The organism is Achromobacter sp. MUI-25009338 (assembly GCF_057359325.1).
Genome location: NZ_CM170627.1, coordinates 5,503,738 through 5,527,186, shown reverse-complemented (window position 1 = coordinate 5,527,186; position 23,449 = coordinate 5,503,738). Strand labels below are relative to the sequence as shown.

The window sequence follows — 23,449 nt, the reverse complement described above, 5'->3', positions numbered from 1 at the left end:
TCCATGAACCCTGGGACACCGGGGTTGGCCCGGTCTTGAGCCGGGTATTCAGTACAGCAATGTGCTAGTGGGGGAAGGGCCAGATGCGGAGTTTTTCCTTGCCGATGCTCCACAGGCGGGCCAGTCCATGCGGTTCCGCGATCAGGAAGAACACGATCAGCGCGCCGAACACCATGTGCTCGACGTGCGCCGCGGTGTCCACCGACAGCGACAGGCCCAGCATGTGCGGCACGTTGGTCAGCGCCACCGGCACCAGCACGATGAACGCGGCGCCGAAGAAGCTGCCGATGATCGAGCCCAGCCCGCCGATGATGACCATGAACAGCAGCTGGAACGAACGCCCCAGGTCGAAGGCCAGCGGTTCCCACGAACCCAGATGGATGTAGCCCCACAGCGCGCCGGCCACGCCGACGATGAAGGAGCTGACCGCGAACGCCGTGAGCTTGGCGTACATGGGGCGGATGCCGATGACCGAGGCCGCCACGTCCATGTCGCGGATCGCCATCCACTGGCGGCCGATGGCGCCGCGCACCAGGTTCTTGGCCAGCAGGCTGAACACCACCACCAGCGCCAGCACGAAGAGATACCTCTCCAGCGCGCTCTGCACCGGCAGGCCGAAGAAGTGCAGCGGCGGCACCGACACGTTGCCCGACGAGGAGTAGTTGGTGAAGAACGGGATGCGCAGGAACGCCCAGTCCACGAAGAACTGCGCCGCCAGCGTCGCCACCGCCAGGTACAGGCCGCGGATGCGCAGGCTGGGTATGCCGAAGACCACGCCGACGATGGTGGCGAAGAAGCCCCCCAGCAGGATCTGCACGATCAGCGGGATCTCGGGAAAGCGCACGCCGAAGTTCCACGCCGCATAGGCGCCGACGGCCATGAAGGCGCCGGTGCCCAGCGAGATCTGGCCGCAATAGCCCACCAGGATGTTCAGGCCCACGGCGGCCAGCGCCAGGATCAGGAACGGGATCAGGATGGCGCGCAGCAGGTAGTCGCTGGCCAGCGCCGGCACGGCGATGAAGGCCGCCGCCAGCAGCAGCCAGATGAAGATGCGGTCCTGGCGGATCGGGAAGATCTGCTGGTCGCTGCGATAGCTGGTCTTGAATTGGCCGTTTTCGCGATAGAACATGTTTTATTCCTCAGACCCGGTCGATGATCTTCTCGCCGAACAGCCCTTGCGGACGGAACAGCAGGAACACCAGCGCAAGCACATAGGCGAACCAGATTTCGATACCGCCGCCCACGAGCGACCCCAGGTAGACCTCCGACAGTTTTTCTCCGACGCCGATGATCAGGCCGCCCAGGATGGCGCCCGGCACCGAGGTCAGCCCGCCCAGGATCACCACCGGCAGCGCGCGCAGCGCCGCGGTCGAAAGGGTGAACTGCACGCCGAACTTCGAGCCCCAGATCACGCCGGCCACCAGCGCCACCAGGCCCGCCACGCTCCAGACGATGACCCAGATGCGGTTCAGCGGAATGCCGATGGATTGCGCCGCCTGGTGATCGTCGGCCACCGCGCGCAGTGCGCGGCCGGTCGAGGTGTACTGGAAGAACAGCGCCAGCGTCGCCACCAGCAGGGCGGCGATCACGGCCGCGGTCAGGTCTTCCAGGTTGATCAGCAGGCCGCCCTCGAACACGGAGTCCAGGATCAGCAGCGGGTCCTTGGGCATGCCGACGTTGATGGAATACACCGAGCTGCCGAAGGTGATCTGGCCCAGGCCGTCCAGGAAGTAGCTGATGCCCAGCGTGGCCATGAGCAGGGTGGTGGCCTCCTGGTTGACCAGGTGGCGCAGCACGTAGCGTTCGATGGCCACGGCCAGCAGGAACATCACGCCGGCGCTGACGATGAAGGCCAGCACGTTGGCCAGGATCATGTTGTCGAAGCCCAGCCATTGCGGCAGCCACTCCGAGAAACGCGCCATGGACAGCGCGGCCACCAGCACCATCGCGCCCTGCGCGAAGTTGAAGACGCCGGAAGCCTTGAAGATCAGCACGAAGCCCAGGCCGATCAGCGCGTACAGCATGCCGCTCATCAGGCCGCCGAATAAGGTCTCTAGAAAAAATCCCATGTCTGTCCGCCTCAGTGCGACACGCCTAGATAGGCCTTGACCACTTCTTCGTTTGCCCGGACCTCGTCCGGCTTGCCGTCGCCGATCTTCTTGCCGTAGTCCAGCACCACCACGCGGTCGGAGATGTCCATGACCACGCCCATGTCGTGCTCGATCAGCACAATGGTGGTGCCGAATTCGTCGTTCACGTCGAGGATGAAGCGGCTCATGTCCTGCTTTTCTTCGATGTTCATGCCGGCCATGGGCTCGTCCAGCAGCAGCAGGCGCGGCTCCATCGCCAGCGCGCGGCCCAGGTCCACGCGCTTTTGCAGGCCGTAGGGCAGCCGGCCCACCGGGGTCTTGCGGTAAGCCTGGATCTCCAGGAAGTCGATGATGTTCTCGACGAACTCGCGGTGCTGGATTTCCTCGCGCTCGGCGCGGCCCAGGCGGAAGGCCTGCGCCAGCAGCCCGCACTTCATGCGCAGGTTGCGGCCGGTCATGATGTTGTCCAGCACGCTCATGCCCTTGAACAGCGCCAGGTTCTGAAAGGTGCGCGCGATGCCCATTTCGGCGGCGCGGCGCGGATTCATGCGCGAGAAGTGCTCGCCGCGGAAGGCGATGGCGCCTTCCTGCGGCGTATAGACGCCGTTGATGACGTTGAGCATCGAGCTCTTGCCGGCGCCGTTGGGGCCGATGATGGCGCGGATCTCGTGTTCGCGCACGTTGAAGGAAATGTCGGTCAGCGCCTTGACGCCGCCGAACGACAGGGAAATGTTCTGCATGTCCAGCATGACGTCGCCGATACGCTGGTCGCGGTCGTTGTGGCTCATGGTCTACGCGGCTCGGGCGGTGATGGCGGGAAACGTCTTTACCGGGCGGATCTTCAGGTCCGCCGAAATCTTGCCGGTGCGTCCGTCTTCGAATTTCACTTCGGTCTCGATGAACTGCGACTGCTTGCCGCCGTACAGCGCGTCGATCAGCACGCCGTACTTCTGCGCGATGAAGGCGCGGCGCACCTTGCGCGTGCGGGTCAGTTCGTCGTCGTCGGGATCGAGCTCCTTGTGCAGGATCAGGAAGCGGCTGATCTGCGAGGCCGACAGCTTGGGATCGGTGGCGAGATCCGCGTTGACCTGCTCCACGCAGTCGGCGATGAGCTGGTAGACCTCGTCCTTGGAGGCCAGGTCGGTATAGCCCGCGTAGGGCATGCCGCGGCGCTCGGCCCAGTTGCCCACGGCCTCCAGGTCGATGTTGATGAAGGCGCAGACGTCGTCGCGGTTGGCGCCGAAGGCCACGGCCTCCTTGATGTGCTGGAAGAACTTGAGCTTGTTCTCGATGTACTTGGGCGCGAACAGGCTGCCGTCGGCCAGCTTGCCCACGTCCTTGGCGCGGTCGATGATCTTGAGCTGGCCGTCGGTGTCCAGATAGCCGGCGTCGCCGGTATGGAACCAGCCGTCGGCGCTGCGGGCCTCGGCCGTCGCTTCCGGGTTGCGGTAGTACTCCTTGAAGAGGCCGGGGCTCTTGACCAGGATCTCGCCGTTCTCGGCCACGCGGATCTCCACGCCGTCGACCGGCGGGCCGACGGTGTCGTCGCGCACGTGGCCGTCGGGCTGCACGCAGACGAACACCGAGGTCTCGGTGGAACCATACAGCTGCTTCAGGTTGATGCCGATCGAGCGGTAGAACACGAACAGGTCGGGGCCGATGGCCTCGCCCGCCGTGTACGCCACGCGCACTCGGCTCATGCCCAGCGCGTTGCGCAGCGGGCCGTAGATCAGCACATTGCCCAGCGCGTAGCGCAGGCGGTCCCACGCGCCGACGGATTCGCCGTCCAGGATGCGGGTGCCGACGCGGCGCGCCAGCTTCATGCAGCTGGCGAACAGCTTGCGCTTGATGAGGCCGGCGTCTTCCATGCGGATCATCACATGGGTCAGCAGGCCTTCGAGCACGCGCGGCGGCGCGAAGTAATAGGTGGGGCCGATGTCGCGCATGTCGATGGACACGGTGTCGGGCGACTCGGGATGGTTGACGGTGAAGCCGGTGACCAGCAGCTGCGTGTACGAGAACATGTTCTGGCCGATCCAGGCCGGCGGCAGATAGGCCAGCACGTCTTCCTGGTCGGTCAGTTTTTCCAGTTCGGAGACGGCGCGCGCACGGTCGATCAGCGCATGGTGGGTCAACACCACGCCCTTGGGCTTGCCGGTCGTGCCCGAGGTGTAGAACATGGCGGCGGGGTCCTGCGGCTGCACCGCGGCGATGGCGGCGTCCAGAAAGCCGGGGTGCCTGGCCGCGTATTCGTCGCCCAGCGCTTCCAGCTTTTCATACGACATCAGCATGTCGTCGGCGTAGTGGCGCAGGCCGCGCGGATCGTCGAACACCACGCGCCCGAGCGCGGGGCACTGTTCGCGGATCTCCAGCATCTTGTCGACCTGTTCCTGGTCCTCGACCACGGCGACGCTGATCTCGGCGTCCTGCAGCACGTAGACCATTTCCTGGGCCACGGCGTCCTGGTAGAGCGGCACCGGGATCGCGCCCAGCGACTGCGTGGCCATCATGGCCATGTACAGGCGCGGCCGGTTCTCGCCGACCACGGCCACGTGCATGCCGGGCTGGATGCCCAGGGCGGCCAGGCCATTGGCGACGCGCCGTACGTGCTCGGCCACTTCCGACCACGTAACGGTTTGCCAGATCCCCAGATCTTTTTCGCGTATCGCGGGCCGCGACCCGCGCACCTTGGCATGCGTGAACAGCAGCGCCGGAAAAGTATCCGACGCCGCCGGCATCCGGGCGGATGCGGGCGGTGTATGTGCCACGTTGTCTCCTCCGGTTTGGGCGCTACGGGCCGGGGCCGCGCGGGGCGGCGCTGGCGATGGGCGCTTGACCAGTTGGTTTTAGATTTACGGCAGGACTTAAGGTATAAGGTTGGGTTGCTACCAACTGTCACCATCGCGACATTCAAGGACCTTTTAGGGTATTCCCGATGCAGCTAGCCGACTCCCTGCAACTCGCCGCGGCCTGGTTTCGCGTGCTCGACCGCGACCAGCAATCGCGGGTCGAGCGGGACCTGACCGTGCAGCAGGCCGCCGCCGGCTCGATCATAGAGCGCAAAGGGGAACTCGCACAGGCTTGGATCGGCGTGCTGGCGGGGCTGGTCAAGGTGTCGGTGGGCAATGCCGAAGGCAAGGTCGCATCGCTGACCGGCGTGCCGGCCGGCGGCTGGATCGGCGAAGGTTCGCTGCTCAAGCGCGAGATCCGCAAATACGACATCGTCGCGCTGCGCGACTCGGTGGTCGCGCGCCTGCCGGCGGCCACCTTCGACTGGCTGCTCGACACCAGCATTCCCTTCAACCGTTATCTGCTGCATCAGTTGAACGAGCGCGTCGCGCAGTTCATCGGCAAGGCCGAATACGACCGCCTGCTGGACCCGGACGCGCGCGTGGCGCGTTGCCTGGCCGAGCTGTTCAACCCCTTGCTGTATCCCGGCATGGGGATGCGATTGACGATTACGCAGGAAGAGGTCGGCTATCTGGCCCGGGTATCGCGCCAGCGCGCCAACCAGGCTCTGCGCAAGCTGGAAGAAGCCGGCCTGCTGAATGTGGAGTACGGGGCGGTGCGGGTGCTGGACCTGGACGGGCTGAAAGGATATGGGTCGGATCGTGGGGCGGAGGATGGGACGGGCGGCGCCTGATGGGTTGCGCGCGTTCGGCCGCGGGTTTCTTATGTTGAGTGTCTCGCGCTACACCCATCCTACGGACATCGAACGCGCGCAACCCATCTGCCGCCCTCCCTAATGCGATCCCCCCAGATACGCCGCCACCACCGCCGGATCGTGCTTGAGCTTGTCGGCGCTGCCGTGCACCGAAATCCGCCCGTTCTCCAGCACGTAACCATAGTCGGCGACGTTCAGCGCGGCGGCGGCGAATTGCTCCACCAGCAGCATCGTCACGCCCTCGCTCTTGAGCCGCTCGATGATCCTGAATACTTCTTCCACCAGGATCGGCGCCAGCCCCATCGACGGTTCGTCCAGCAGCACCACTTCGGGGTTGAGCATCACGGCGCGGGCCATGGCCAGCATCTGCTGCTCGCCGCCGGACAGCGTGCCGGCGAGCTGGGTGCGGCGTTCCTTCAGGCGCGGGAACAGGTCCATGGCGCGGCCCAGGTCGGCCTGGACGTCGCCTTTGGGGCGGCTGCCGCTCAGGCGCGGAAAGGCGCCCAGCAGCAGGTTGTCGGTCACCGACAGGGTGGGGAACACGCGCCGGCCCTCGGGCGAGTGCGCCAGCCCCAGCCGCGCGATGCGGTGGGACTCCAGCCCGTCGATGCGCCTGCCGCCCAGCGTGACCTCGCCCGCGGCGGGGCGGATCATGCCCGAGAGCGCGCGCATGGTGGTCGTCTTGCCGGCGCCGTTCGAGCCGATCAGCGTCACCACCTTGGCCTTGGGCACCTCCATGCTGATGCCGTGCAGCACCTTCACCTTGCCGTAGCCCGCTTCCAGATTCTTGATCGATAGCATGTTGTCGTCTCCCTGGCGTCAGGCGGGCGCGCCGCCCAGATACGCCTCGATGACCTTGGCGTCGCTTTGCACTTCGTTGGGCAGCCCCTCGGCGATCTTCTGTCCGAAGTCCAGGACCGACACGGTGTCGCAGACCCCCATCACCACGTCCATGTGATGTTCGATGAGGATCAACGTGAGGCCGTGGTCGCGCACCTTGCGGATGATGGCGAGCAGTTCGACGATGTCGGGCGCGGTCAGGCCGGCCGCGGGCTCGTCGAGCAGCAGCAGCTGCGGGTCCAGCGCCAGCGCGCGCGCGATCTCCAGCAGGCGCTGCTTGCCGTAGGGCAGGTTGCGGGCTTCTTCGCCGGCCAGGGACTGCAGGCCGACGAATTCCAGCAGCGCCATGGCGCGCGCGCGGGCGCGCCGTTCCTCGTCCTTCCATCGGGACGTGCGCAGCGCGATGCCGGCCAGTCCGGTGGTAAAGGTGTGGTGCAGGCCGACCAGCACGTTCTCCAGCGCGGTCATTTCGCCGAACAGCTGCACGTTCTGGAAGGTCCGCGCGATGCCCGCCTCGGCGATGTCCGCCGGAGCCAGGCCCACCAGCGACTTGCCGGCGAATTCCACCGCGCCGGCCGTCGGCACGTAGATGCCCGTCAGCACGTTCATCATGGTGCTCTTGCCCGAGCCGTTCGGTCCGATCAGGCCGTGGATGGTGCCGCGCCTGACGGTCAGGTCGACCTGGTTCAGCGCCTTCAGGCCGCCGAACTGCATCAGCACGCCCTTGGCCGCCAGCAGGGTTTCGTTCTTGCCGCGGGCGGCGTCGGGCACGGCGTCCTGGGTCCTGACCAGCTCCGATTCGACCGCCAGCGCGCTGCGGCGTCCCGAGAAGAACAGATTGCGCACGAAACCCACGATGCCGTCCGGCAGGTAATACACGACGAACAGGATCATGGCGCCGAAGATCGTCAGGCGCCAGTCGGTCACGGCATCGAGCCAGTACGCAAAAATCGCCAGCACGATGGTGCCGGCCACCGGCACGGCCACCCGGCGCGGTTCGGCGCGGCCCTTGGAGACGGCCACCGCGCTGCCGATGGCGACCACGATCGCCACGCCCAGCGCGATCAGGCGGAAGGTGGCGATGTCGTCCAGCATCTTGGGCAGCAGCACGATGATGGCGGCGCCCAGCAGCGCGCCCGTGCGGCTCTTGCGCCCGCCCATGATGATGGCCAGCAGGAACAGGATGGTGAGCTCGAAGTTGTAGGTGTTGGGCGAAATGTACTGTTCCGAGTACGAGTACAGCGCGCCCGCCAGCCCGGCGAAGCCGGCGCTGATGACGAAGGCGAACACCTTGTGCCGGTACACCGACACGCCCATGCAGTCCGAGGCGATCGGGCTGTCGCGCAGGGCCTCGAACGAGCGGCCCAGGTGCGATTTCAGGATGCGGTGCACCACGATCAGCGACAGCACCAGCAACGCGGCCACCAGCCAGAAGTACTCGCTCTTGGTCAGGATGTGCCCGGCGATCGACGGTTTCGGGATCTTGATGCCCAGCGGGCCTTCGGTCAGGAAGGTCATCTCGTTGATCAGGATCTGGATGATGGTGCCGAACGCCAGCGTGACCATGGCCAGGTACGGTCCCGTGACCCGCAGCGCGGGCAGCGCCAGCACCGCGCCGAAGGCCGCCGCGATCAGGATGGCCGCCGGAAGCGTGGCCCAGATCGGCAGCTGCAGATGGAAAAACAGCGCGCCGGCCACGTACGAGCCGATGCCGAACAGGCCGGCATGGCCGAGCGAGACCTGGCCGGTATAGCCCACCACGATGTCGAGCCCGAACAGCAGGATCGCGTAGATCATGATGGTTTCGATCAGGTGCAGGTAGTACGTGTTGGTGACGCCCAGAGGCACGGCGGCCAGGCAGGCCACGGCCACGATGGAAAGCAGGAGGTGCAGGGGTTTCATCGTCACACCTTCTTGATCGCGGTCTTGCCGAACAGGCCGGCGGGTTTGAACGTCAGCACGAGCAGAAGCAGCACCAGTCCGGGTACGTCCTTGTACCCCGTCGACAGATAGAAGCCGGTGGTCGTCTCGGCGATGCCCAGGATGAGTCCGCCCACCACCACGCCCATGCCGCTGGACAGGCCGCCGATGATGGCGACCGCGAAGGCCTTCAGGCCCAGCACCGCGCCCATGGTGGCGCCGGTCAGCGTCAGCGGCGCCACCAGCACGCCGGCGAATGCGGCGGTCAGCGAAGACAGCGCGTACGAGAACGTGATGACCATGCCGGTGTTGATGCCCATCAGGCCGGCGGCGTCGCGGTCGTTCGAGGTGGCGACGAAGGCCTTGCCGTAGATGGACTTGCGGTTGAACAGCTCCACCAGCAGCATCATGGCCAGCGCGCCGAACACCACCAGCAGCTCCATCGGCAGGACGTTGGCGCCCAGCACCTGTATCGGCGCTTCCGGCAGGGGCGAAGGGAAACGCAGGTCGTCGCGGCCCCAGATGTTCTCGGCCACGTTCTTGAAGATGATGCCCAGCGCGATGGTGGCCATGATCCAGCCGAACTCGGAGCGGGTCTTGATGGCGGGCCGCACGCCCACGCGTTCGACCAGCGCGCCCTGCGCGAAGCCGAAGATGCAGACGATGGGAATCATCACCCAGTAGTTCACGCCCAGTCCGACCAGCGTGAGGCCGACGAGCGCGCCCAGCATGAGGGCTTCGCCCTGGCCGAAGTTCAGGGTGCCCGAGGTGGCGAAGGTGAGCTGGTATCCGAACGCGATGACGGCATAGATCATGCCCAGCGCGATACCGCTGTAGACAAGCTGTAGAAGAATCATGGTGTCAGTGTGGTGTAGCGGGACGGAACGCGGCTTGCGGGCGGCACGAGGCCCGCGCCCCGGCGGCCGGGGCGCGGATGGCGGCGCGGCCGCCGCGATGCGTTGCTAGTTGGCTTTGACGACGCGGCCGCTCTTGACCTCGCCGATGACCACTTCCTTGGCGGTGATCGCGTCGTGGTTGTCGTGGCTGAACGGCTTGTTGTAGGTCATCACCACGCCTTCGACCGGCGTCTGCAGGTTCTCCAGCGCTTCGCGGACCTTGGGGCCGTCGGTGGAATTGGCCTGCTTGATCGCGGCCGCCAGCAGGAAGATCGAGTCATAGCCCTGGGCCGCCGACACCGGGGAATCGATGCGGTCGTTCTTGGGCTTGAACTTGGCCAGATAGGCGTCGATGAAGGCCTTGCGCTTGGGCGTGTCCGGGTCCTGGATGAAGGTCTGCGGCATGCGCGCGCCTTCCCCGTTGGCGCCCGAGTTATCGATATAGTTGGCCATCGACAGGGTCCAGCTGCCGATCATCGGCACCTTCCAGCCCAGCTTGGTCATGCCGTTGGCGATCTGGGCCAGCTCGGGTCCGATGCCATAGGTCAGCACGGCTTCGGCGCCGGCGGACTTGGCCTTCAGCAGCTGGGCCGTCATGTCGACGTCCTTGATGTTGAACTTCTCCACGGCCACCGGCTTGATGCCCTTGCTGGCCAGCGCCTTCTCCAGGTCTTCGCGGCCGAGCTGGCCGTAGTTGGTGGAATCGGCCAGGATCGCGACCTTCTTGTAGCCGCGGCGGGTGATCGCCTCTTCGACGATCATGGGCGCCTGGATGCTGTCGTGCGCCGCGTTGCGGAACACGTAGTTGTCCGGGTATTCGGGCGCCTGGAACTGATGCGTGATGACGCTGCCGGTGGCCACGTTGTTGAACACCGGGATCTTGGCGTCCTGGTAGAAGCGCTGCGAGGCCAGCGCCACGCCGGTATTGATGTAGCCGACGGTGGCGGTCACCTGTTCCTTGTTGATCAGCTCCTGCGCGATCTGCACGCCGCGTTCGTTCTTGGCTTCGTCGTCGCGTTCCACCGCGACCAGCTGCCGACCCAGCACTCCGCCGTTCTTGTTGATTTCTTCGATGGCCAGGCGCACACCGTCGCGCATGCTCACGCCCATGGATGACGACCCGCCGGTGTAGGGACCGGCGACGCCGATCTTGATGGGGTCGGCGGCGTGGCTGACGGCCGTTGCGGCAAATGCGAGGGTTCCTGCAAGCAGCTTCAAACGAAAATCCATGGATGTCTCCGTTGTAATTGGTAGGACTGCGTGGAAAACCGAATGCCGGCGCGTAGGTGCTGCGGCGCGCTCTATGTTGCAAGGGTGTGACTGTCTGCCCTATCACTTACGCGAATCTGACGCGATGGGGCTTGTGCGCGTAAATACCTACGCGTGGACGAGGACGCCGGAAACGGCGCCGCGCGCGCCTGGCCAGGGCGGCGGCGCCTTAGGCGGAATATCGTTCCGCCTCTTGCTGGAAATTTATTCCTGACTGGTCCGCGCGCCGCGCGGCCATTGCGATACCCGCCGGCATACGTCGTGCAGCCAGTCGGAGAACGCCTGCCGCGCGCGGGTCAGCGGACGCGAGGCTTCGGTGCAGAGGTAGTACTGGGATTCGCCGGGGATCTCGATGTCGAAGACGCGCACCAGCCTGCCTTCGTCCAGCCACTGCGCGGCCAGGGTGCGGCGCGTAAGCGCGATGCCCTGGCCGGCGCGCGCGGCTTCCAGCGTCATGCCCAGATCCACCAGCCACACGCCGCGCGACGGCTCGGGCCAGTCCAGCCCGGCCGCGTCCAGCCAGGGGCGCCAGGGCTCCATCGGACAGCGCAGCAGCTGCGCCCGCGCCAGGTCCGCGGGCTGTCTGAAGGGACCGTGGGCGTCGAGATAGCCGGGCGTGCAGACCGCGAACACCGGGTCGGCGGTGAGTTGGCGCGTGTGCAGCCCCGGATACTTGCTGCTGCCGAAGCGGACCCAGACATCCGCGTTCGGCGGCATGATTTCCAGGTAGGGGATGGAGAGCATGATCTCCAGCTCCACGTCGGGATGCGCGGCGGTGAACTCGGCCAGGCTGGGGATCAGGACCTGGCGCGCGAAGGTCGGCGTGGACACCACGCGCAGCGTTTCGGGCTTGGGCTCGCCGCGCTTGTGCAGCGAGGCGTCCGACAACAGGTCCAGCGCGGTGCGGACCTGTTCCAGGTATTCCTGCCCGGCCGAACTCAGGGTCGCCCCGCGGCGGCTGCGTATGAAGAGCGAGACGTCCAGCAGCGCTTCGAGCATGGCGATGCGCTTGCCGATGGCGCTGGCCGTGACGAAGAGTTCTTCGCTGGCGCGCTCGAAGGAGCCGAGCCGCGCGGCCGCTTCGAACGCCTGGATGGCGGCCAGCGGCGGCAGGCGCACGTCTTTGGAGGAGGGTCCGCGCATGATCGTCTGGCGGGCCGGCGCTGCGCCCGACGCAAGATTGGCAAGGGGCCGATTATAAGGACGGCGCCCTTGCCGGGCTGCGCGTCATACGCCCTTGAGGGCCAGACTCACCGCCAGCGCCGCCATCACCACCGCGATGATGCCGTCCAGCACGCGCCAGGCCGAGGCGCTGGCGAAGAACGGGGCGAACAGGCGCGAGCCGATGCTGAGCACGGCCAGCCACAGCAGGCTGGCGGTGAGCGCGCCGGCGGCGAACGCCATGCGGGCGTCCTCGAAGCCGTGCGCCAGCGAGCCGACCACCACCATGTCCATCCAGAAGTGCGGATTGAGCAGCGAAAAGCCCAGCGCGCCCAGCATGGCGGCGCGGCGCGACGGCACCACGTCGCGGGCGGCGGCCAGCCCGCCGTTGGCGGTCCAGGCGCGGCGCGCCGATTGCAGGGCGTACCAGGACAGGAAGGCGACGCCGAACCACAGCACGGCGGTCGTCAGCCACGGAAACCAGGTGGTCAGGGCCTGCAGCCCGGAGACGCTGGCGAAGATGAAGACGGCGTCGATCAGCGCGCAGATCGCGACCACGCTCAGCAGGTGCGCCCGCATCAGCCCCTGGCGCAGGATGAACGCGCTTTGCGCGCCCACGACGGCGAACAGGCCCAGCCCGGTGGCCGTTCCGCTGGCCCAGGCAGTGAAGAAGAGGGGGGAAGACAACGTGGCGAACATGACGCAAACACCTTATGACTGCTACGCCTGTGGCGGCGCTTGATTTGGCGCCGGCAGCGGCGGGGCGTGCCGGCAATGCGTCATTTTCCCTTGTCGGATAGATGAAATAAAGCTAATTTTCCTTCACTATCTTAAGCAAAGCTAATGCTATGAAACTCGATCACGGCAACCTCAGGGCCCTGGCGGCGGTGGTGCGCGAAGGCAGCTTCGAGCGCGCCGCGCTGTCGCTGAACGTCACCCCGTCGGCGGTGTCGCAGCGGATCAAGGCGCTGGAGGACCGCATGGGCCGCCTGCTGGTGCAGCGCACGGTGCCGGCGGCGGCCACCGCCGACGGCCAGGTGCTGGTGCGGCTGGCCGAGCAGACTGCGCTCCTGGAGCACGACGCGCTCAGCCGGCTGGGCGTGGCCGACGACGACGTGCCCTATGCCAGCATCCCCGTGGCGGTGAACCACGACAGCCTGGAAACCTGGTTCGTCGACGCGGCGGTGCAGTTCTCGGCGCGTACCCGCGCCACGCTGGACATGCAGTCCGAAGACCAGGACCACACCGCCGCCTTGCTGCGCAACGGCTCGGTGCTGGGCGCGGTGACCGCGCTGGCCGAGCCGGTGCAGGGCTGCCGCATCCATGCGCTGGGCAGCATGCGCTACGTCGCGACCTGCACGCCGGCATTCCACAAGCGCTATTTCTCGCAAGGGGTCAACGCGCAGACGCTGGCGCAGGCGCCGGTGCTGGTGTTCAACCGCAAGGACGCCCTGCAGGCCCGCTTCGCCCACAAGATCGCCGATCCGGCGCCGTGGCAGCCGCCGGTCTGGTGGGTGCCGTCGACGCGCGCCTTCGTGCAGGCCACGCTGGGCGGGCTGGGCTGGACCATGAATCCGCTGCCGCTGGTGCAGGAGCACCTTGACGCAGGTCAGCTGATGCTGCTGCGCGGGCGCGCCTGGGAGGATGTGCCGCTGTATTGGCAGCATTGGCGGGTAAACTCCGAAGCCATGGAAGCCCTGACCGATTCGGTTCTGTCAGCCGCCCGCAGCCTGGTCAGGAGGCGTTGACCCGCGGCGTTAACCCTTAGGAGTACTAGTCATGAACATCCGCAAGTTCGCTGTGATCGCCGCCCTGGGCCTGTGCACGGCCGGCACGGCCTGGGCGAAGGACTACAAGGTCGGCCAGATCGAGATCGACGACCTGTGGGTGCGCGCCTCGGCGCCGGGCCAGTCCAACGGCGCGGGCTATATGGACATCGACAACGACGCCAAGACCGAGGACCGCCTGCTGTCGATCACGTCCGACGCCGCCGAACGCGTCGAGCTGCACACGGTGCAAACCGAAAACGGCGTGTCCAAGATGCGCCAGGTCGAAGGCGGCATCGCCCTGCCCGCCGACACCGAGGTCAAACTCAGCCCGGGCGGCTACCACGTCATGTTCATCAAGCTGAAAGCGCCGTTCGCCGAAGGCGCAACCGTGCCCGCCACCCTCAAGTTCGAAAAGGCCGGCGAAGTCGCGGTCCAATTCAAAGTCAAACCCGCCACCCACAACCCCGGCATGAACATGAACCACGGCACGATGAAGCATTAAGGAGCACTAAGGCGCGCGCCGCGCGCCCTCGCCCCACGGGGCAAACCCTCCCCAAGAGCGCGGGGCCGCACGGATCCGGCTCCGCCGGTCCGTAGCGGCGCCCCCCTGGGGGGGAAGCGCCAAAGGCGCTTCGGGGGGGGTCTAGTACAAGCCTTGCTGCCGCATAGCGTCAGCCACCTTCACGAAACCGGCGATGTTCGCGCCGTCCAGGTAGTTGACGTATTCGCGCTCGGTGTGGCCGTGGCGCACGCAGTTTTCATGGATGTCGCGCATGATGGCGTGCAGGCGGGTGTCGACTTCCTCGCGCGTCCAGGACAGGCGGGCCGAGTTCTGGGCCATTTCCAGGCCCGATACCGCCACGCCGCCGGCGTTGCTGGCCTTGCCCGGGGCGTACAGCACGCGGGCCGCGACGAAGGCCTTGGCGGCCTCCAGGGTGGCCGGCATGTTGGCGCCTTCGGCCACGCACAGCACGCCGTTCTTGATCAGCGTCTTGGCGTCGTCCAGCTCCAGCTCGTTCTGGGTGGCGCAGGGCAGGGCCACGTCGACCGGCACGTGCCACGGACGCTTGCCGGCTTCGTATTGCAGGCCGAATTCGCGCGCGTAGGTGTCCAGGCGGCCGCGCAGGTCGTTCTTGATGTGCATCAGCGCGACCAGCTTTTCATGGGTGAAGCCGGCTTCGTCGACCACGGTGCCGTTGGAGTCGGAGACGGTGACCACCTTGGCGCCCAGCGCCATGGCCTTCTCGATGGCGTACTGGGCGACGTTGCCCGAGCCCGACACCGAGACGCGCAGGCCGTCGAACGAACGGCCGACGCGCTTGAGCATTTCTTCGGCGAAATAGACGGTGCCGTAGCCGGTGGCTTCGGGGCGGATCAGGCTGCCGCCGAAGGTCAGGCCCTTGCCGGTGAACACGCTGGCGGTCGAGTTCGACAGCTTTTTCATCATGCCGGCCATGAAGCCGACTTCGCGCGCGCCCACGCCGATATCGCCGGCCGGCACGTCGGTGTCCGGACCCAGGTGGCGGTACAGCTCGATCATCAGGGCCTGGCAGAAACGCATGACTTCGGCGTCGGACTTGCCCTTGGGGTCGAAGTCCGAACCGCCCTTGCCGCCGCCCATGGGCAGCGTGGTCAGCGAGTTCTTCAGGGTCTGTTCGAAAGCCAGGAACTTCAGGATCGACAGGTTCACCGAGGGGTGGAAGCGCATGCCGCCCTTGAACGGGCCGATGGCCGAGTTGTGCTGAATGCGGAAAGCGCGGTTGACCCGGGCCTGGCCGCGGTCATCGGTCCAGCACACGCGGAACTGGATCACGCGTTCCGGCTCCACCAGGCGCTCGAGCAGGGCGTGCTCGGCGTAGTGCGGGTGCTTCTCGATGAAAGGCCACAGACTCAGCATCACCTCCTGGACGGCTTGCATGAATTCAGGTTGTTGCGGGTCGCGCGCGGCAACGCCACGCAGGAAGTCGTCCAGACTCTGCACTTTCAACATGTTCTCCTCGGGGGTGCTTCGAATAGGTGCGGGGTGGCCCCGGATTGGGGCGCGATAGACACGGGTTTGGTGCAAGTTCGCACCCGTATGGTGCGGAATTGTAGGGCTAAATTATTGCCCTGCGCAAAGCCGTGAAATGCTGCATCACATTGATATCAAAGCGATTTTTTGCGACCCAGTAATTGGGGTCGCATAATGTCGAAATGGGCGGCTCACGTCTGGAAAATTCCCTGGTCCGGTGGAATTCCGTTGAATTTCCTGGGGAAAACAATATGTCCCCAAATAATTGCACAGGGAGAAATCGGCGCCGGGCAGGCCGGGCCGCACGCAAATCGGACCATTAGCCATGCCTGGAAGCCTCATCAGGCGGACAGTCCGATTTAATGCGTCCCCATTATTAATTTGAGAAAAGTCACACGCAGGCAACAGTTCAGACCTGCGCGACCGCCAGCGCGCCGCCCAGGGCCATCAGCACGGCCCCCACCACCCGGTCCGCGGTGCGCTGATGGTCCAGCAGCGCGCGGCGCAGTACGGGCGAGGAAACCGACCATGCCACGACGCTGAACCACGCCCAGTGCGCGAACGACATGAACAGTCCGTAGCCGAATTGCCGGGTCAGCGGCGTGCCCGGCGAAACCAGCTGGGTGTAGGTGCTGACCACGAACAGCGTGGTCTTGGGATTGAGGGCGTTGGTCAGAAAGCCGTCGTAAAGCGCCCGCCAGGCCGAGATGGCCGGGCGCGCCGACAGGTCGCGGTCGACCGGCGTGCGGTTGAAAAACGTCTTCCAGCCCATGTAGATCAGATAACAGGCGCCGGCCAGCTTGATGCCCTGCAGCACGGGCCGGGCGTAATGGGCCAGCAGGCTGACGCCGAACATGGTGTAGAACACGTGCACCTGCACGGCCAACGCAATGCCGGCGGCGCAGGTCAGGCCGGTGCGCCGGCCATACAGATAGCTGTAGCGGGTCACCATCGCGAAGTCCGGCCCGGGGCTGATGACGGCAAGAACGGTGATCAGGGCGACGGCTATCAGTTCGGTCATGGAAGGGAAGCGCAAGCAAGAGGGAGCCGGTATTGTCCGGCGCTGGCGCACGCCCGAAAAACGATTTTTAATGCCGGATATACGTCAGAAAAACTCACCGATAGCCATGAAACTCCCGCCGCTCAACGCGCTGCGCGTCTTCGACGCCGCCGCCCGCCACCAGGCCTTCGGCAAGGCCGCAGAAGAGCTGAACGTGACCCACGGCGCGGTCAGCCGGCAGATCCGGCTGCTGGAGGACAGCCTGGGAATGCGCTTGTTCGAGCGGCGCAACCGGGGTGTTTTCCTGACTGATCGAGGCGGGCAGCTGCACGAGCTGACCCGCGCGCTTTTCGAGCAGCTCGCCACGGGCCTGGCCAGGCTGCGCCAGCCGGCGGCGGACGCGCCCCTGGTGCTGTCCTGCGAGCCCACGATCGCCATGATGTGGCTGATTCCGCGCCTGCCGGATTTCCAGCGCCTGCATCCGGCCGTGCAGGTGCACCTGTATGCGGCCGGCGGTCCGCTGGATTTCGCGGCCCAGGGCGTGGACGTGGCGCTGCGGCGCAATGATTTCGAATGGGACGCCGCGCTGCATGCCGAGCGGGTGTGCGAGGAATGGACCGGGCCGGTATGCCGGCCGGGCCTGCTGGGTGCCGCCGGCGAGGGCTGGGACGGCGCGCCGGCGCTGGGCAGCGCGACGCGGCCGCAAGCCTGGCGGCAGTGGTCCCAGGCCGCGGGCGGCAGGCCGCCCAGGCGCGCCGGGCCGGCCTATGAGCATTTCTACCTGAGCCTGCAGGCCGCCGCCGCGGGGCTGGGCGTGGCCATCGGGTCAGCCCTGATGGCCTGCGACGCCGTGCGCGACCGCCGCCTGGAGGCGCCGCGCGGCTTCGTGCGCGACGGCTCCGCCTATTTCCTGCTGTCGCCCCGGCCGTATGCCGAGGATCCGCGGGCGCGGGTCTTCCTGCAATGGCTGCGCCGGGAGGCCGCCGAGTCGCTGCGGCAATCCGGCGCCGGGGCCGGCCATCAGAGCGTGGCGTCGTAGTCGATCGTCAGCGGCGCGTGGTCCGAGAAGCGTTCGTCCTTGTAGATGGCGACGCTGCGGGCGCGGGCCGCGATGCCCGGCGTGGCGATCTGGTAGTCGATGCGCCACCCGACGTTCTTGGCCCAGGCCTGGCCGCGGTTGCTCCACCAGGTGTACTGGTCGGGCCGGTCGTCGATGGTGCGGAACACGTCCACGAAGCCGCGCTTGTCGAACACGTCGGTCAGCCAGGCCCGCTCTTCGGGCAGGAAGCCCGAATTCTTCATGTTGCCCTTCCAGTTCTTCAGGTCGATTTCCTTGTGGGCGATGTTCCAGTCGCCGCAGATGATGAACTCGCGGCCGGTGGTCCGGTGCTCGTGCATCAGGGCGTCGATCCAGGGGCCGAACCGGTCCAGGAACCGGTACTTGGCCTGTTGCCGCTCGTCGCCGCTGGAGCCGGACGGCAGGTAGGCGCTGATGACGGACAGGTTCTTCCAGTCGGCGCGGATGATGCGGCCCTCGGGGTCGAATTCCTCGCATCCCAGGCCGGTGTGCACGCGTTCGGCGGCATTGCGCAGATAGATGCCGACGCCGCTATAGCCTTTCTTCACGGCATGGTGGAAGTGGCCGGTATAGCCGGGCGGGTGGCGCAGGTCTTCGGTCAGGTCGTCGTGGGAAATCTTGATCTCCTGCAGGCACAGCACGTCCGCGGCGTGCTTTTCCATCCAGGGTTGCAGGCCCTTGCGAAAGGCGGACCGGATTCCGTTGAGGTTGATCGAGGTAATGCGCAACAAAGCGAAACTCCTATAGGCGGGGCGCGAGGCCCGGGCAATGCCAGGAATTTAACCGACTCGGCGCTCAGGCCAGGGAAAAGCCCCGACAACGGATAAAATGCCGGGGTTTGCCATCTACCGGATCCCTCGCATGACCGCCGCCCAATCCTCCGCCACCGCTCTCGACTTCGTCCGCTTCGCCTTGAACGAGGGCGTGCTGCGCTTTGGCAGCTTCAAGGTCAAGTCGGGTCGTATCAGTCCGTATTTCTTTAACGCGGGGTTGTTCAACAACGGCGGTTCGGTCGGCAAGCTGGCGCAGTTCTACGCGCAGGCGCTGCTGGATTCGGGCGTGGCCTTCGACATGCTGTTCGGCCCGGCCTACAAGGGCATTCCGCTGGCCACCGCCACCGCCGTCGCGCTGGCCGGCCACCCCGACATGCAGGGCAAGAGCGGCGTGCCCTTCGCCTACAACCGCAAGGAAGCCAAGGACCACGGCGAAGGCGGCACCCTGGTGGGCGCGCCGCTTGCGGGCAAGGTCGTCATCATCGACGACGTGATCACCGCGGGCACTTCGGTGCGCGAGTCGGTGGAAATCATCCGCGCCGCGGGCGCCCAACCGGCGGCCGTGCTGATCGCCATGGACCGCATGGAACGCGCCGGCCCGGACGACGCCCTGTCGGCGCACTCGGCCGTGCAGGACGTGTCCAAGACCTACGGCATCCCGGTGGTGGCCATCGCCTCGCTGGCCGACATCCTGGCGTTGCTGCAGGACGACGCATCGTTTTCCGAACACCGCGACGCGGTGCTGGCCTACCGGACGAAGTACGGGGTGTAGCCGGTGCGCAGGGCGCTGCAACCGATTTCGACGTAATCGGTTGCCGGCGGGATGCCATAGTGAGCAGTGGGCTCCTCGAGCTTGTCGGCTAGCGTCGTCTCGAGGGATACGCCGCAGGTGCCGGCAGCCTGCGCCAGCCGCTTGTCAAAGGTGGCAAGTGGCGCGCCGTGGAACATGGCGAGTTCCAGATAAGTGGCGTCATAAACCGTGATCCGGTGTTCTCTTGCGATCGACACGCTGCTGGCGAGCCAGGCTTGCGTGGGGCGCGACTCGATGATGACCGGCGCGCTTTGCACCAAGTCCGAGAACCTGGCCAGTGCGCTTTCCGTCACCGCCTTGGATCGTTCCACGCGCAACGCCCCGTGAGCGACTTCCAGCGGCCATATCATCGGCACGTACGCGGGATTTTTGTGCAGGAGGCTCAGGATGGTCATGGCTTCCGAACTGAAAGGCTGGGTTGGCAGTTGCAGCCAGCTCAGGGCCACTGAGGCGTCGAGCACGAGTTTCATTCGGGCGCCCCTTTGATGATATGCCACCAGGTCGCTTCGTCCATCTCGATCTTGGGGAAACGCTTGAGTTCTTCAATCGCGTTGTGCGCCTCTTCGGTCAGCAGCGGATTGACTTGGCAGATCTGCGCATGAGCCTGGCCGTTGCGGGTGATGACGACGCGCGCGCCGTCTCGCGCAGCCTGAATCATGTCGTCCAGGCAACTGGCTAGCTCTTCCTGCGGGATGGCGACGTAAGGAATGGCCATGAAGGCGTCTCCGGTCTGGGGCGATCCGGAAATTCTTCGCCAAACAAAAGGCCGCAGCAAGATGCTGCGGCCCTTCGTTTCGTCTGGTACGGGCGCTTGCGCGGCCCGTGATCCATCAGCTGTCCAGCTTCTGCTTGAGCAGTTCGTTGACCTGCTGCGGGTTGGCCTTGCCGCGCGCGGCTTTCATGATCTGGCCGACCAGCGAGTTGAAGGCCTTCTGCTTGCCGGCCCGGTACTCTTCCACGATGGCGGGGTTGGCCGCCAGCACCTCGTCGATCATGGCGCCGATGGCGCCGGTGTCGCTGATCTGCTTCAGGCCGCGGGCCTCGATGATGGCGTCGGGCTGGCCGCCGTGTTCGCCGGCCCACATGGCGCCGAACACCTCGCGGGCCATCTTGTTGGAGATGGTGCCGTCGATGATGCGGCCGATCAGGGCGGCCAGGGCCGGGGCCTGCACGGGCGAGTCGGCGATGTCCTTTTCTTCCTTGTTCAGCGTCGCGGCCACTTCGCCCATGATCCAGTTGGCCGCCAGCTTGGCCTGGCCGGCCGGCAGGGCCTGCGCCACCGCCTCGAAGTAGGCGGCCAGGCCGCGGCTGGCGGTGAGCTGGGCCGCGTCGTAGGCGCTCAGGCCGTAGTCGGACTCGAAGCGGGCGCGCAGCGCGGCCGGCAGTTCGGGCATGGCGGCGCGCACTTCGTCGACCCAGGCGCTGGAGATCACCAGCGGGGGCAGGTCGGGGTCGGGGAAGTAGCGGTAGTCGTGCGCGTCTTCCTTGCTGCGCATGCTGCGCGTCTCGTCGCGGTCGGCGTCGTACAGGCGGGTTTCCTGCACCACCGTGCCGCCGTCCTCGATCAGCTCGATCTGGCGGCGCGCTTCATACGCGATGGCGCGTTCCAGGAAGCGGAACGAGTTGACGTTCTTGATCTCGGTGCGGGTGCCGAATTCCTTCTGGCCCACCGGCCGCACCGACACGTTGGCGTCGCAGCGGAACGAGCCTTCCTGCATGTTGCCGTCGCAGATGCCCAGCCACACGACCAGGCTGTGCAGGGCGCGGGCATAGGCCACGGCCTCGGCGGCCGAGCGCATTTCGGGTTCCGTCACGATTTCCAGCAGCGGCGTGCCGGCGCGGTTCAGGTCGATGCCGCTGCCGGGCGAGCCGTCGGCCAGGCGGAAGTCGTCATGCAGCGATTTGCCGGCGTCTTCTTCCAGGTGCGCGCGGGTCAGGTTGACGGTTTTTTCTTCCTCGCCGACGAAGAAGGACAGCGAACCGCCCACGACCACGGGCAGTTCGTACTGGCTGATCTGGTAGCCCTTGGGCAGGTCGGGGTAGAAGTAGTTCTTGCGCGCGAACACCGAGCGCGGCGCGATGGTGGCGCCCACCGCCAGGCCGAAGCGGATGGCGCGTTCGGCCGCGCCGCGGTTCATGACCGGCAGGCTGCCCGGCAGCGCCAGGTCGACTTCGTTGGCGTGGGTATTGGGCGCGGCGCCGAATTGGGTGCTGCTGCCCGAAAAAATCTTGGAGTCGGTGGAAAGCTGGGTGTGCGTTTCCAGGCCGATGACGATTTCCCAGTTCATATTAGGCGTCCTGCTGAGCGGGCGTTTCTTTGTGCCAGCCGGTGACTTGTTGGTAGCGGTCGGCGATGGCCAGGAGGCGGCCTTCGTCGAAGTAGTTGCCGATGATCTGCAGGCCGACCGGACGGCGCTGGTCCTGCCCCCCGAAGCCGCAGGGCACGGACATGGCGGGCAGGCCGGCCAGGCTGACGCCCAGCGTGTAGACGTCGGCCAGCCAGTCGGCGGTGGGATCGTCGCGGTTGTCGCCGATGTTCTTGGCCACGGTGGGCGTGACCGGGCCCATGATGACGTCGCACTGGCCGGCGAAGGCGCGCTGGAAGTCCTGCGCGATCATGCGGCGCAGGCGCTGGGCCTGCAGGTAGTAGGCGTCGTAGTAGCCGTGGGACAGCACGTAGGTGCCGATCAGGATGCGGCGCTTGACCTCGTCGCCGAAGCCTTCGGCGCGCGAGCGGCTGATCATTTCGTTCAGGTCGCCGTACTGGGCGGCGCGATGGCCGTAGCGCACGCCGTCGTAGCGGGCCAGGTTGCTGGAGGCTTCGGCCGGCGCGATCACGTAGTAGGCGGGGATGGCCAGCTCGGTACGCGGCAGCGACACCGGCACGCGCACGGCGCCGAGTTCTTCGTAGCGGGCCAGCGCGGCCTCGACCGCGGCGGCCACGTCCGGCGCCAGGCCGGCGCCGAAGTATTCCTCGGGCACGCCGATGCGCAGGCCCTTGAGCGGCTGGCTGCCGGCGGCGTCGAAGCGGGCCTGGGCGGCGTCGAAATCGCGCCGCACCCGGCCGGGCTCGTTGGCCGCGCCGTCGCACTGCTGCAGGCTGGTGGCGTCGCGCGGGTCGAAGCCGCTGATGACGTCCAGCAGTTCGAGCAGGTCGCGGGCGCTTTCGGCCAGGGGGCCGGCCTGGTCCAGGCTGGAGCCGAAGGCCACCATGCCGTAGCGCGAGACCGTGCCGTAGGTGGGCTTGATGCCGCTGACGCCGCACAGGGCGGCGGGCTGGCGCACCGAGCCGCCGGTGTCGGTGCCGGTGGCCGCGGCCACCAGGCGGGCCGCCACGGCGGCGGCCGAGCCGCCCGAGGAGCCGCCGGGCACGGCGGCGTGGTCCCAGGGGTTCCTGACCGCGCCGTAGGCGGAGTTCTCGTTGCCCGAGCCCATGGCGAATTCGTCGCAGTTCAGCTTGCCCAGCGACACGGCGCCGGCCTGGGCCAGGCGTTCCACGACGGTGGCGTCGAAGGGGCTGACATAGCCTTCGAGCATCTTGCTGCCGGCGGTGGTGCGCCAGCCGCGGGTGACGAACGCGTCCTTGTGGGCGATGGGGATGCCGGCCAGCGGGCCGGCCGAGCCGGCGGCCAGCGCGGCGTCGGCGGCGCGGGCCTGTGCCAGCGTCAATTCGGCGTCAATATGTAAAAAGCTATTCAGGCCGCTGGCCGCTTCGGCCGCCGCCAGGGCGCTTTGGGCCAGCTCGACGGCGCTGACCTGGCGTTGCGCGAGGGCCTCGCGCAGGCCGGCGATGCCCTTGAATTGGGTGTGCAGTGCGGGTTTCGTCATGTCTCAGTCCAGGACCTTGGGGACCAGGAACAGGCCGTCCTGGGCGTCGGGCGCGTTGGCCAGCAGTTCCTGGCGGCGGGCTTCCGAGCTGGTTTCGGTCACGGCGTCTTCACGCAGGCGCAGCACGATGTCCTCATGGGCGGACAGGGGGTGGGCCAGCGGCTCGACGCCCTGGGTGTCGACCGACTGGAGCCGTTCGATCAGGTGGAGGATGCCGTTGAGCTCGGCTTGCGCGAGGGTGCGCTGGTCGGGAGTCAGTTCGATTCTGGCCAGCCGGGCAATGCGGGCCACATCTGTGTCATTGAGCGCCATGGGGAGTGCAAAATCGATAAGCGAAGG

23 protein-coding genes are annotated in these 23,449 nt (G+C 66.6%); 5 read left to right on the top strand and 18 right to left on the bottom strand.

The annotated features are described in order from the left end of the window. Window positions 1-64: 64 nt before the first annotated feature. Genes AC1IQ6_RS26130 through AC1IQ6_RS26115 form a run of 4 tightly spaced genes read right to left on the bottom strand, consistent with a single transcriptional unit; the run spans window position 65 to window position 4,858 of the window. Window positions 65-1,129 (bottom strand): branched-chain amino acid ABC transporter permease, encoded by a 1,065-nt coding sequence (locus tag AC1IQ6_RS26130; protein ID WP_485865514.1) that lies wholly within the window; start codon window positions 1,127-1,129, stop codon window positions 65-67. A gap of 10 nt (window positions 1,130-1,139) precedes the next feature. Then, window positions 1,140-2,069, bottom strand: coding sequence for a branched-chain amino acid ABC transporter permease (locus AC1IQ6_RS26125; RefSeq protein WP_485865513.1), 930 nt, complete (start codon window positions 2,067-2,069; stop codon window positions 1,140-1,142). Between the two features lie 11 nt (window positions 2,070-2,080). Further along, the gene (locus tag AC1IQ6_RS26120) at window positions 2,081-2,878 is read right to left on the bottom strand and encodes an ABC transporter ATP-binding protein (RefSeq protein WP_102775186.1); all 798 of its coding nucleotides are present in this window, start codon (window positions 2,876-2,878) and stop codon (window positions 2,081-2,083) included. A 3-nt stretch (window positions 2,879-2,881) separates the two neighbouring features. Further along, the gene (locus AC1IQ6_RS26115) at window positions 2,882-4,858 is read right to left on the bottom strand and encodes an AMP-dependent synthetase/ligase (protein ID WP_485865512.1); all 1,977 of its coding nucleotides are present in this window, start codon (window positions 4,856-4,858) and stop codon (window positions 2,882-2,884) included. 167 nt (window positions 4,859-5,025) lie between these two features. Here AC1IQ6_RS26115 and AC1IQ6_RS26110 point away from each other — a divergent pair, with 167 nt between their 5' ends. Further along, the gene (locus tag AC1IQ6_RS26110) at window positions 5,026-5,733 is read left to right on the top strand and encodes a Crp/Fnr family transcriptional regulator (protein WP_102775188.1); all 708 of its coding nucleotides are present in this window, start codon (window positions 5,026-5,028) and stop codon (window positions 5,731-5,733) included. Window positions 5,734-5,832: 99 nt separating this feature from the next. On the opposite strand, the gene AC1IQ6_RS26105 is transcribed toward AC1IQ6_RS26110, so the two are convergent. From AC1IQ6_RS26105 to AC1IQ6_RS26080, 6 genes are all read right to left on the bottom strand, one after another. Further along, window positions 5,833-6,555, bottom strand: a complete 723-nt coding sequence (locus tag AC1IQ6_RS26105) for an ABC transporter ATP-binding protein (RefSeq protein WP_102775189.1) — start codon at window positions 6,553-6,555, stop codon at window positions 5,833-5,835. Window positions 6,556-6,573: 18 nt separating this feature from the next. Next, complete coding sequence (locus AC1IQ6_RS26100; protein ID WP_102775190.1) at window positions 6,574-8,496, bottom strand: branched-chain amino acid ABC transporter ATP-binding protein/permease; 1,923 nt, start codon at window positions 8,494-8,496, stop codon at window positions 6,574-6,576. Window positions 8,497-8,498: 2 nt separating this feature from the next. Continuing rightward, on the bottom strand, window positions 8,499-9,371 hold the full coding sequence (locus tag AC1IQ6_RS26095) for a branched-chain amino acid ABC transporter permease (protein WP_102775191.1): 873 nt from the start codon (window positions 9,369-9,371) through the stop codon (window positions 8,499-8,501). 105 nt (window positions 9,372-9,476) lie between these two features. Continuing rightward, the gene (locus AC1IQ6_RS26090) at window positions 9,477-10,640 is read right to left on the bottom strand and encodes an ABC transporter substrate-binding protein (protein WP_102775192.1); all 1,164 of its coding nucleotides are present in this window, start codon (window positions 10,638-10,640) and stop codon (window positions 9,477-9,479) included. A 243-nt stretch (window positions 10,641-10,883) separates the two neighbouring features. Further along, on the bottom strand, window positions 10,884-11,822 hold the full coding sequence (locus AC1IQ6_RS26085) for a LysR substrate-binding domain-containing protein (RefSeq protein WP_485865511.1): 939 nt from the start codon (window positions 11,820-11,822) through the stop codon (window positions 10,884-10,886). A gap of 84 nt (window positions 11,823-11,906) precedes the next feature. After that, window positions 11,907-12,539 (bottom strand): LysE/ArgO family amino acid transporter, encoded by a 633-nt coding sequence (locus AC1IQ6_RS26080; RefSeq protein WP_485865510.1) that lies wholly within the window; start codon window positions 12,537-12,539, stop codon window positions 11,907-11,909. Window positions 12,540-12,688: 149 nt separating this feature from the next. On the opposite strand from AC1IQ6_RS26080, the gene AC1IQ6_RS26075 reads away from it, so the two are divergent. Both AC1IQ6_RS26075 and AC1IQ6_RS26070 read left to right on the top strand, forming a co-directional pair. Further along, entirely contained in the window at window positions 12,689-13,588 is a 900-nt protein-coding gene (locus AC1IQ6_RS26075) for a LysR family transcriptional regulator ArgP (RefSeq protein ID WP_102775194.1), read from the top strand. A 31-nt stretch (window positions 13,589-13,619) separates the two neighbouring features. After that, window positions 13,620-14,111 carry a copper chaperone PCu(A)C gene (locus tag AC1IQ6_RS26070; protein WP_102775195.1) on the top strand — a complete coding sequence of 164 codons (492 nt, stop codon included), beginning with the start codon at window positions 13,620-13,622 and terminating at the stop codon, window positions 14,109-14,111. A gap of 141 nt (window positions 14,112-14,252) precedes the next feature. Here AC1IQ6_RS26070 and gdhA read toward each other — a convergent pair whose 3' ends face one another. Next, window positions 14,253-15,599, bottom strand: a complete 1,347-nt coding sequence (gene gdhA, locus AC1IQ6_RS26065; RefSeq protein ID WP_102775196.1) for an NADP-specific glutamate dehydrogenase — start codon at window positions 15,597-15,599, stop codon at window positions 14,253-14,255. Window positions 15,600-16,029: 430 nt separating this feature from the next. Continuing rightward, complete coding sequence (locus AC1IQ6_RS26060) at window positions 16,030-16,641, bottom strand: LysE family translocator (protein ID WP_209166949.1); 612 nt, start codon at window positions 16,639-16,641, stop codon at window positions 16,030-16,032. 106 nt (window positions 16,642-16,747) lie between these two features. Here AC1IQ6_RS26060 and AC1IQ6_RS26055 point away from each other — a divergent pair, with 106 nt between their 5' ends. Further along, a complete protein-coding gene (locus AC1IQ6_RS26055; RefSeq protein WP_485865509.1) occupies window positions 16,748-17,659 on the top strand; it encodes a LysR substrate-binding domain-containing protein in 912 nt (303 codons plus the stop codon). Here the strand turns inward: AC1IQ6_RS26055 and AC1IQ6_RS26050 are convergent. Then, on the bottom strand, window positions 17,641-18,429 hold the full coding sequence (locus AC1IQ6_RS26050; RefSeq protein ID WP_102775199.1) for an exodeoxyribonuclease III: 789 nt from the start codon (window positions 18,427-18,429) through the stop codon (window positions 17,641-17,643). The two genes, AC1IQ6_RS26055 and AC1IQ6_RS26050, sit on opposite strands and share 19 nt — an antisense overlap. Before the next feature lie 97 nt (window positions 18,430-18,526). On the opposite strand from AC1IQ6_RS26050, the gene pyrE reads away from it, so the two are divergent. Beyond that, window positions 18,527-19,243: an orotate phosphoribosyltransferase gene (gene pyrE / locus AC1IQ6_RS26045; protein ID WP_479730630.1), complete on the top strand. Its 717-nt coding sequence runs from the start codon at window positions 18,527-18,529 to the stop codon at window positions 19,241-19,243. Here the strand turns inward: pyrE and AC1IQ6_RS26040 are convergent. From AC1IQ6_RS26040 to gatC, 5 genes are all read right to left on the bottom strand, one after another. Beyond that, complete coding sequence (locus AC1IQ6_RS26040) at window positions 19,219-19,752, bottom strand: type II toxin-antitoxin system VapC family toxin (RefSeq protein ID WP_102775201.1); 534 nt, start codon at window positions 19,750-19,752, stop codon at window positions 19,219-19,221. The genes pyrE and AC1IQ6_RS26040 overlap by 25 nt on opposite strands. Then, on the bottom strand, window positions 19,749-19,997 hold the full coding sequence (locus AC1IQ6_RS26035; protein ID WP_102775202.1) for a hypothetical protein: 249 nt from the start codon (window positions 19,995-19,997) through the stop codon (window positions 19,749-19,751). The genes AC1IQ6_RS26040 and AC1IQ6_RS26035 overlap by 4 nt, the downstream gene beginning before the upstream one ends. Window positions 19,998-20,112: 115 nt before the next feature. Further along, entirely contained in the window at window positions 20,113-21,570 is a 1,458-nt protein-coding gene (gatB, locus tag AC1IQ6_RS26030) for an Asp-tRNA(Asn)/Glu-tRNA(Gln) amidotransferase subunit GatB (RefSeq protein WP_111826868.1), read from the bottom strand. Window position 21,571: 1 nt separating this feature from the next. Next, complete coding sequence (gene gatA / locus AC1IQ6_RS26025; protein ID WP_102775204.1) at window positions 21,572-23,110, bottom strand: Asp-tRNA(Asn)/Glu-tRNA(Gln) amidotransferase subunit GatA; 1,539 nt, start codon at window positions 23,108-23,110, stop codon at window positions 21,572-21,574. Between the two features lie 3 nt (window positions 23,111-23,113). Then, window positions 23,114-23,422 carry an Asp-tRNA(Asn)/Glu-tRNA(Gln) amidotransferase subunit GatC gene (gene gatC, locus AC1IQ6_RS26020; RefSeq protein ID WP_102775205.1) on the bottom strand — a complete coding sequence of 103 codons (309 nt, stop codon included), beginning with the start codon at window positions 23,420-23,422 and terminating at the stop codon, window positions 23,114-23,116. Between the last annotated feature and the right edge of the window lie 27 nt (window positions 23,423-23,449).

Bases quoted from the DNA above. Each gene is read 5' to 3' on its own strand.
- AC1IQ6_RS26125 (WP_485865513.1), bottom strand. From the start codon at position 2,069: ATGGGATTTTTTCTAGAGACCTTATTCGGCGGCCTGATGAGCGGCATG.
- AC1IQ6_RS26040 (WP_102775201.1), bottom strand. From the start codon at position 19,752: ATGAAACTCGTGCTCGACGCCTCAGTGGCCCTGAGCTGGCTGCAACTG.
- pyrE (WP_479730630.1), top strand. From the start codon at position 18,527: ATGCCGGGGTTTGCCATCTACCGGATCCCTCGCATGACCGCCGCCCAA.
- AC1IQ6_RS26080 (WP_485865510.1), bottom strand. From the start codon at position 12,539: ATGTTCGCCACGTTGTCTTCCCCCCTCTTCTTCACTGCCTGGGCCAGC.
- gatB (WP_111826868.1), bottom strand. From the start codon at position 21,570: ATGAACTGGGAAATCGTCATCGGCCTGGAAACGCACACCCAGCTTTCC.
- gdhA (WP_102775196.1), bottom strand. From the start codon at position 15,599: ATGTTGAAAGTGCAGAGTCTGGACGACTTCCTGCGTGGCGTTGCCGCG.
- AC1IQ6_RS26100 (WP_102775190.1), bottom strand. From the start codon at position 8,496: ATGAAACCCCTGCACCTCCTGCTTTCCATCGTGGCCGTGGCCTGCCTG.
- AC1IQ6_RS26130 (WP_485865514.1), bottom strand. From the start codon at position 1,129: ATGTTCTATCGCGAAAACGGCCAATTCAAGACCAGCTATCGCAGCGAC.
- AC1IQ6_RS26095 (WP_102775191.1), bottom strand. From the start codon at position 9,371: ATGATTCTTCTACAGCTTGTCTACAGCGGTATCGCGCTGGGCATGATC.
- AC1IQ6_RS26090 (WP_102775192.1), bottom strand. From the start codon at position 10,640: ATGGATTTTCGTTTGAAGCTGCTTGCAGGAACCCTCGCATTTGCCGCA.
- AC1IQ6_RS26085 (WP_485865511.1), bottom strand. From the start codon at position 11,822: ATGCGCGGACCCTCCTCCAAAGACGTGCGCCTGCCGCCGCTGGCCGCC.
- AC1IQ6_RS26110 (WP_102775188.1), top strand. From the start codon at position 5,026: ATGCAGCTAGCCGACTCCCTGCAACTCGCCGCGGCCTGGTTTCGCGTG.
- AC1IQ6_RS26035 (WP_102775202.1), bottom strand. From the start codon at position 19,997: ATGGCCATTCCTTACGTCGCCATCCCGCAGGAAGAGCTAGCCAGTTGC.
- AC1IQ6_RS26070 (WP_102775195.1), top strand. From the start codon at position 13,620: ATGAACATCCGCAAGTTCGCTGTGATCGCCGCCCTGGGCCTGTGCACG.
- gatC (WP_102775205.1), bottom strand. From the start codon at position 23,422: ATGGCGCTCAATGACACAGATGTGGCCCGCATTGCCCGGCTGGCCAGA.
- AC1IQ6_RS26075 (WP_102775194.1), top strand. From the start codon at position 12,689: ATGAAACTCGATCACGGCAACCTCAGGGCCCTGGCGGCGGTGGTGCGC.
- gatA (WP_102775204.1), bottom strand. From the start codon at position 23,110: ATGACGAAACCCGCACTGCACACCCAATTCAAGGGCATCGCCGGCCTG.
- AC1IQ6_RS26120 (WP_102775186.1), bottom strand. From the start codon at position 2,878: ATGAGCCACAACGACCGCGACCAGCGTATCGGCGACGTCATGCTGGAC.
- AC1IQ6_RS26055 (WP_485865509.1), top strand. From the start codon at position 16,748: ATGAAACTCCCGCCGCTCAACGCGCTGCGCGTCTTCGACGCCGCCGCC.
- AC1IQ6_RS26105 (WP_102775189.1), bottom strand. From the start codon at position 6,555: ATGCTATCGATCAAGAATCTGGAAGCGGGCTACGGCAAGGTGAAGGTG.
- AC1IQ6_RS26060 (WP_209166949.1), bottom strand. From the start codon at position 16,641: ATGACCGAACTGATAGCCGTCGCCCTGATCACCGTTCTTGCCGTCATC.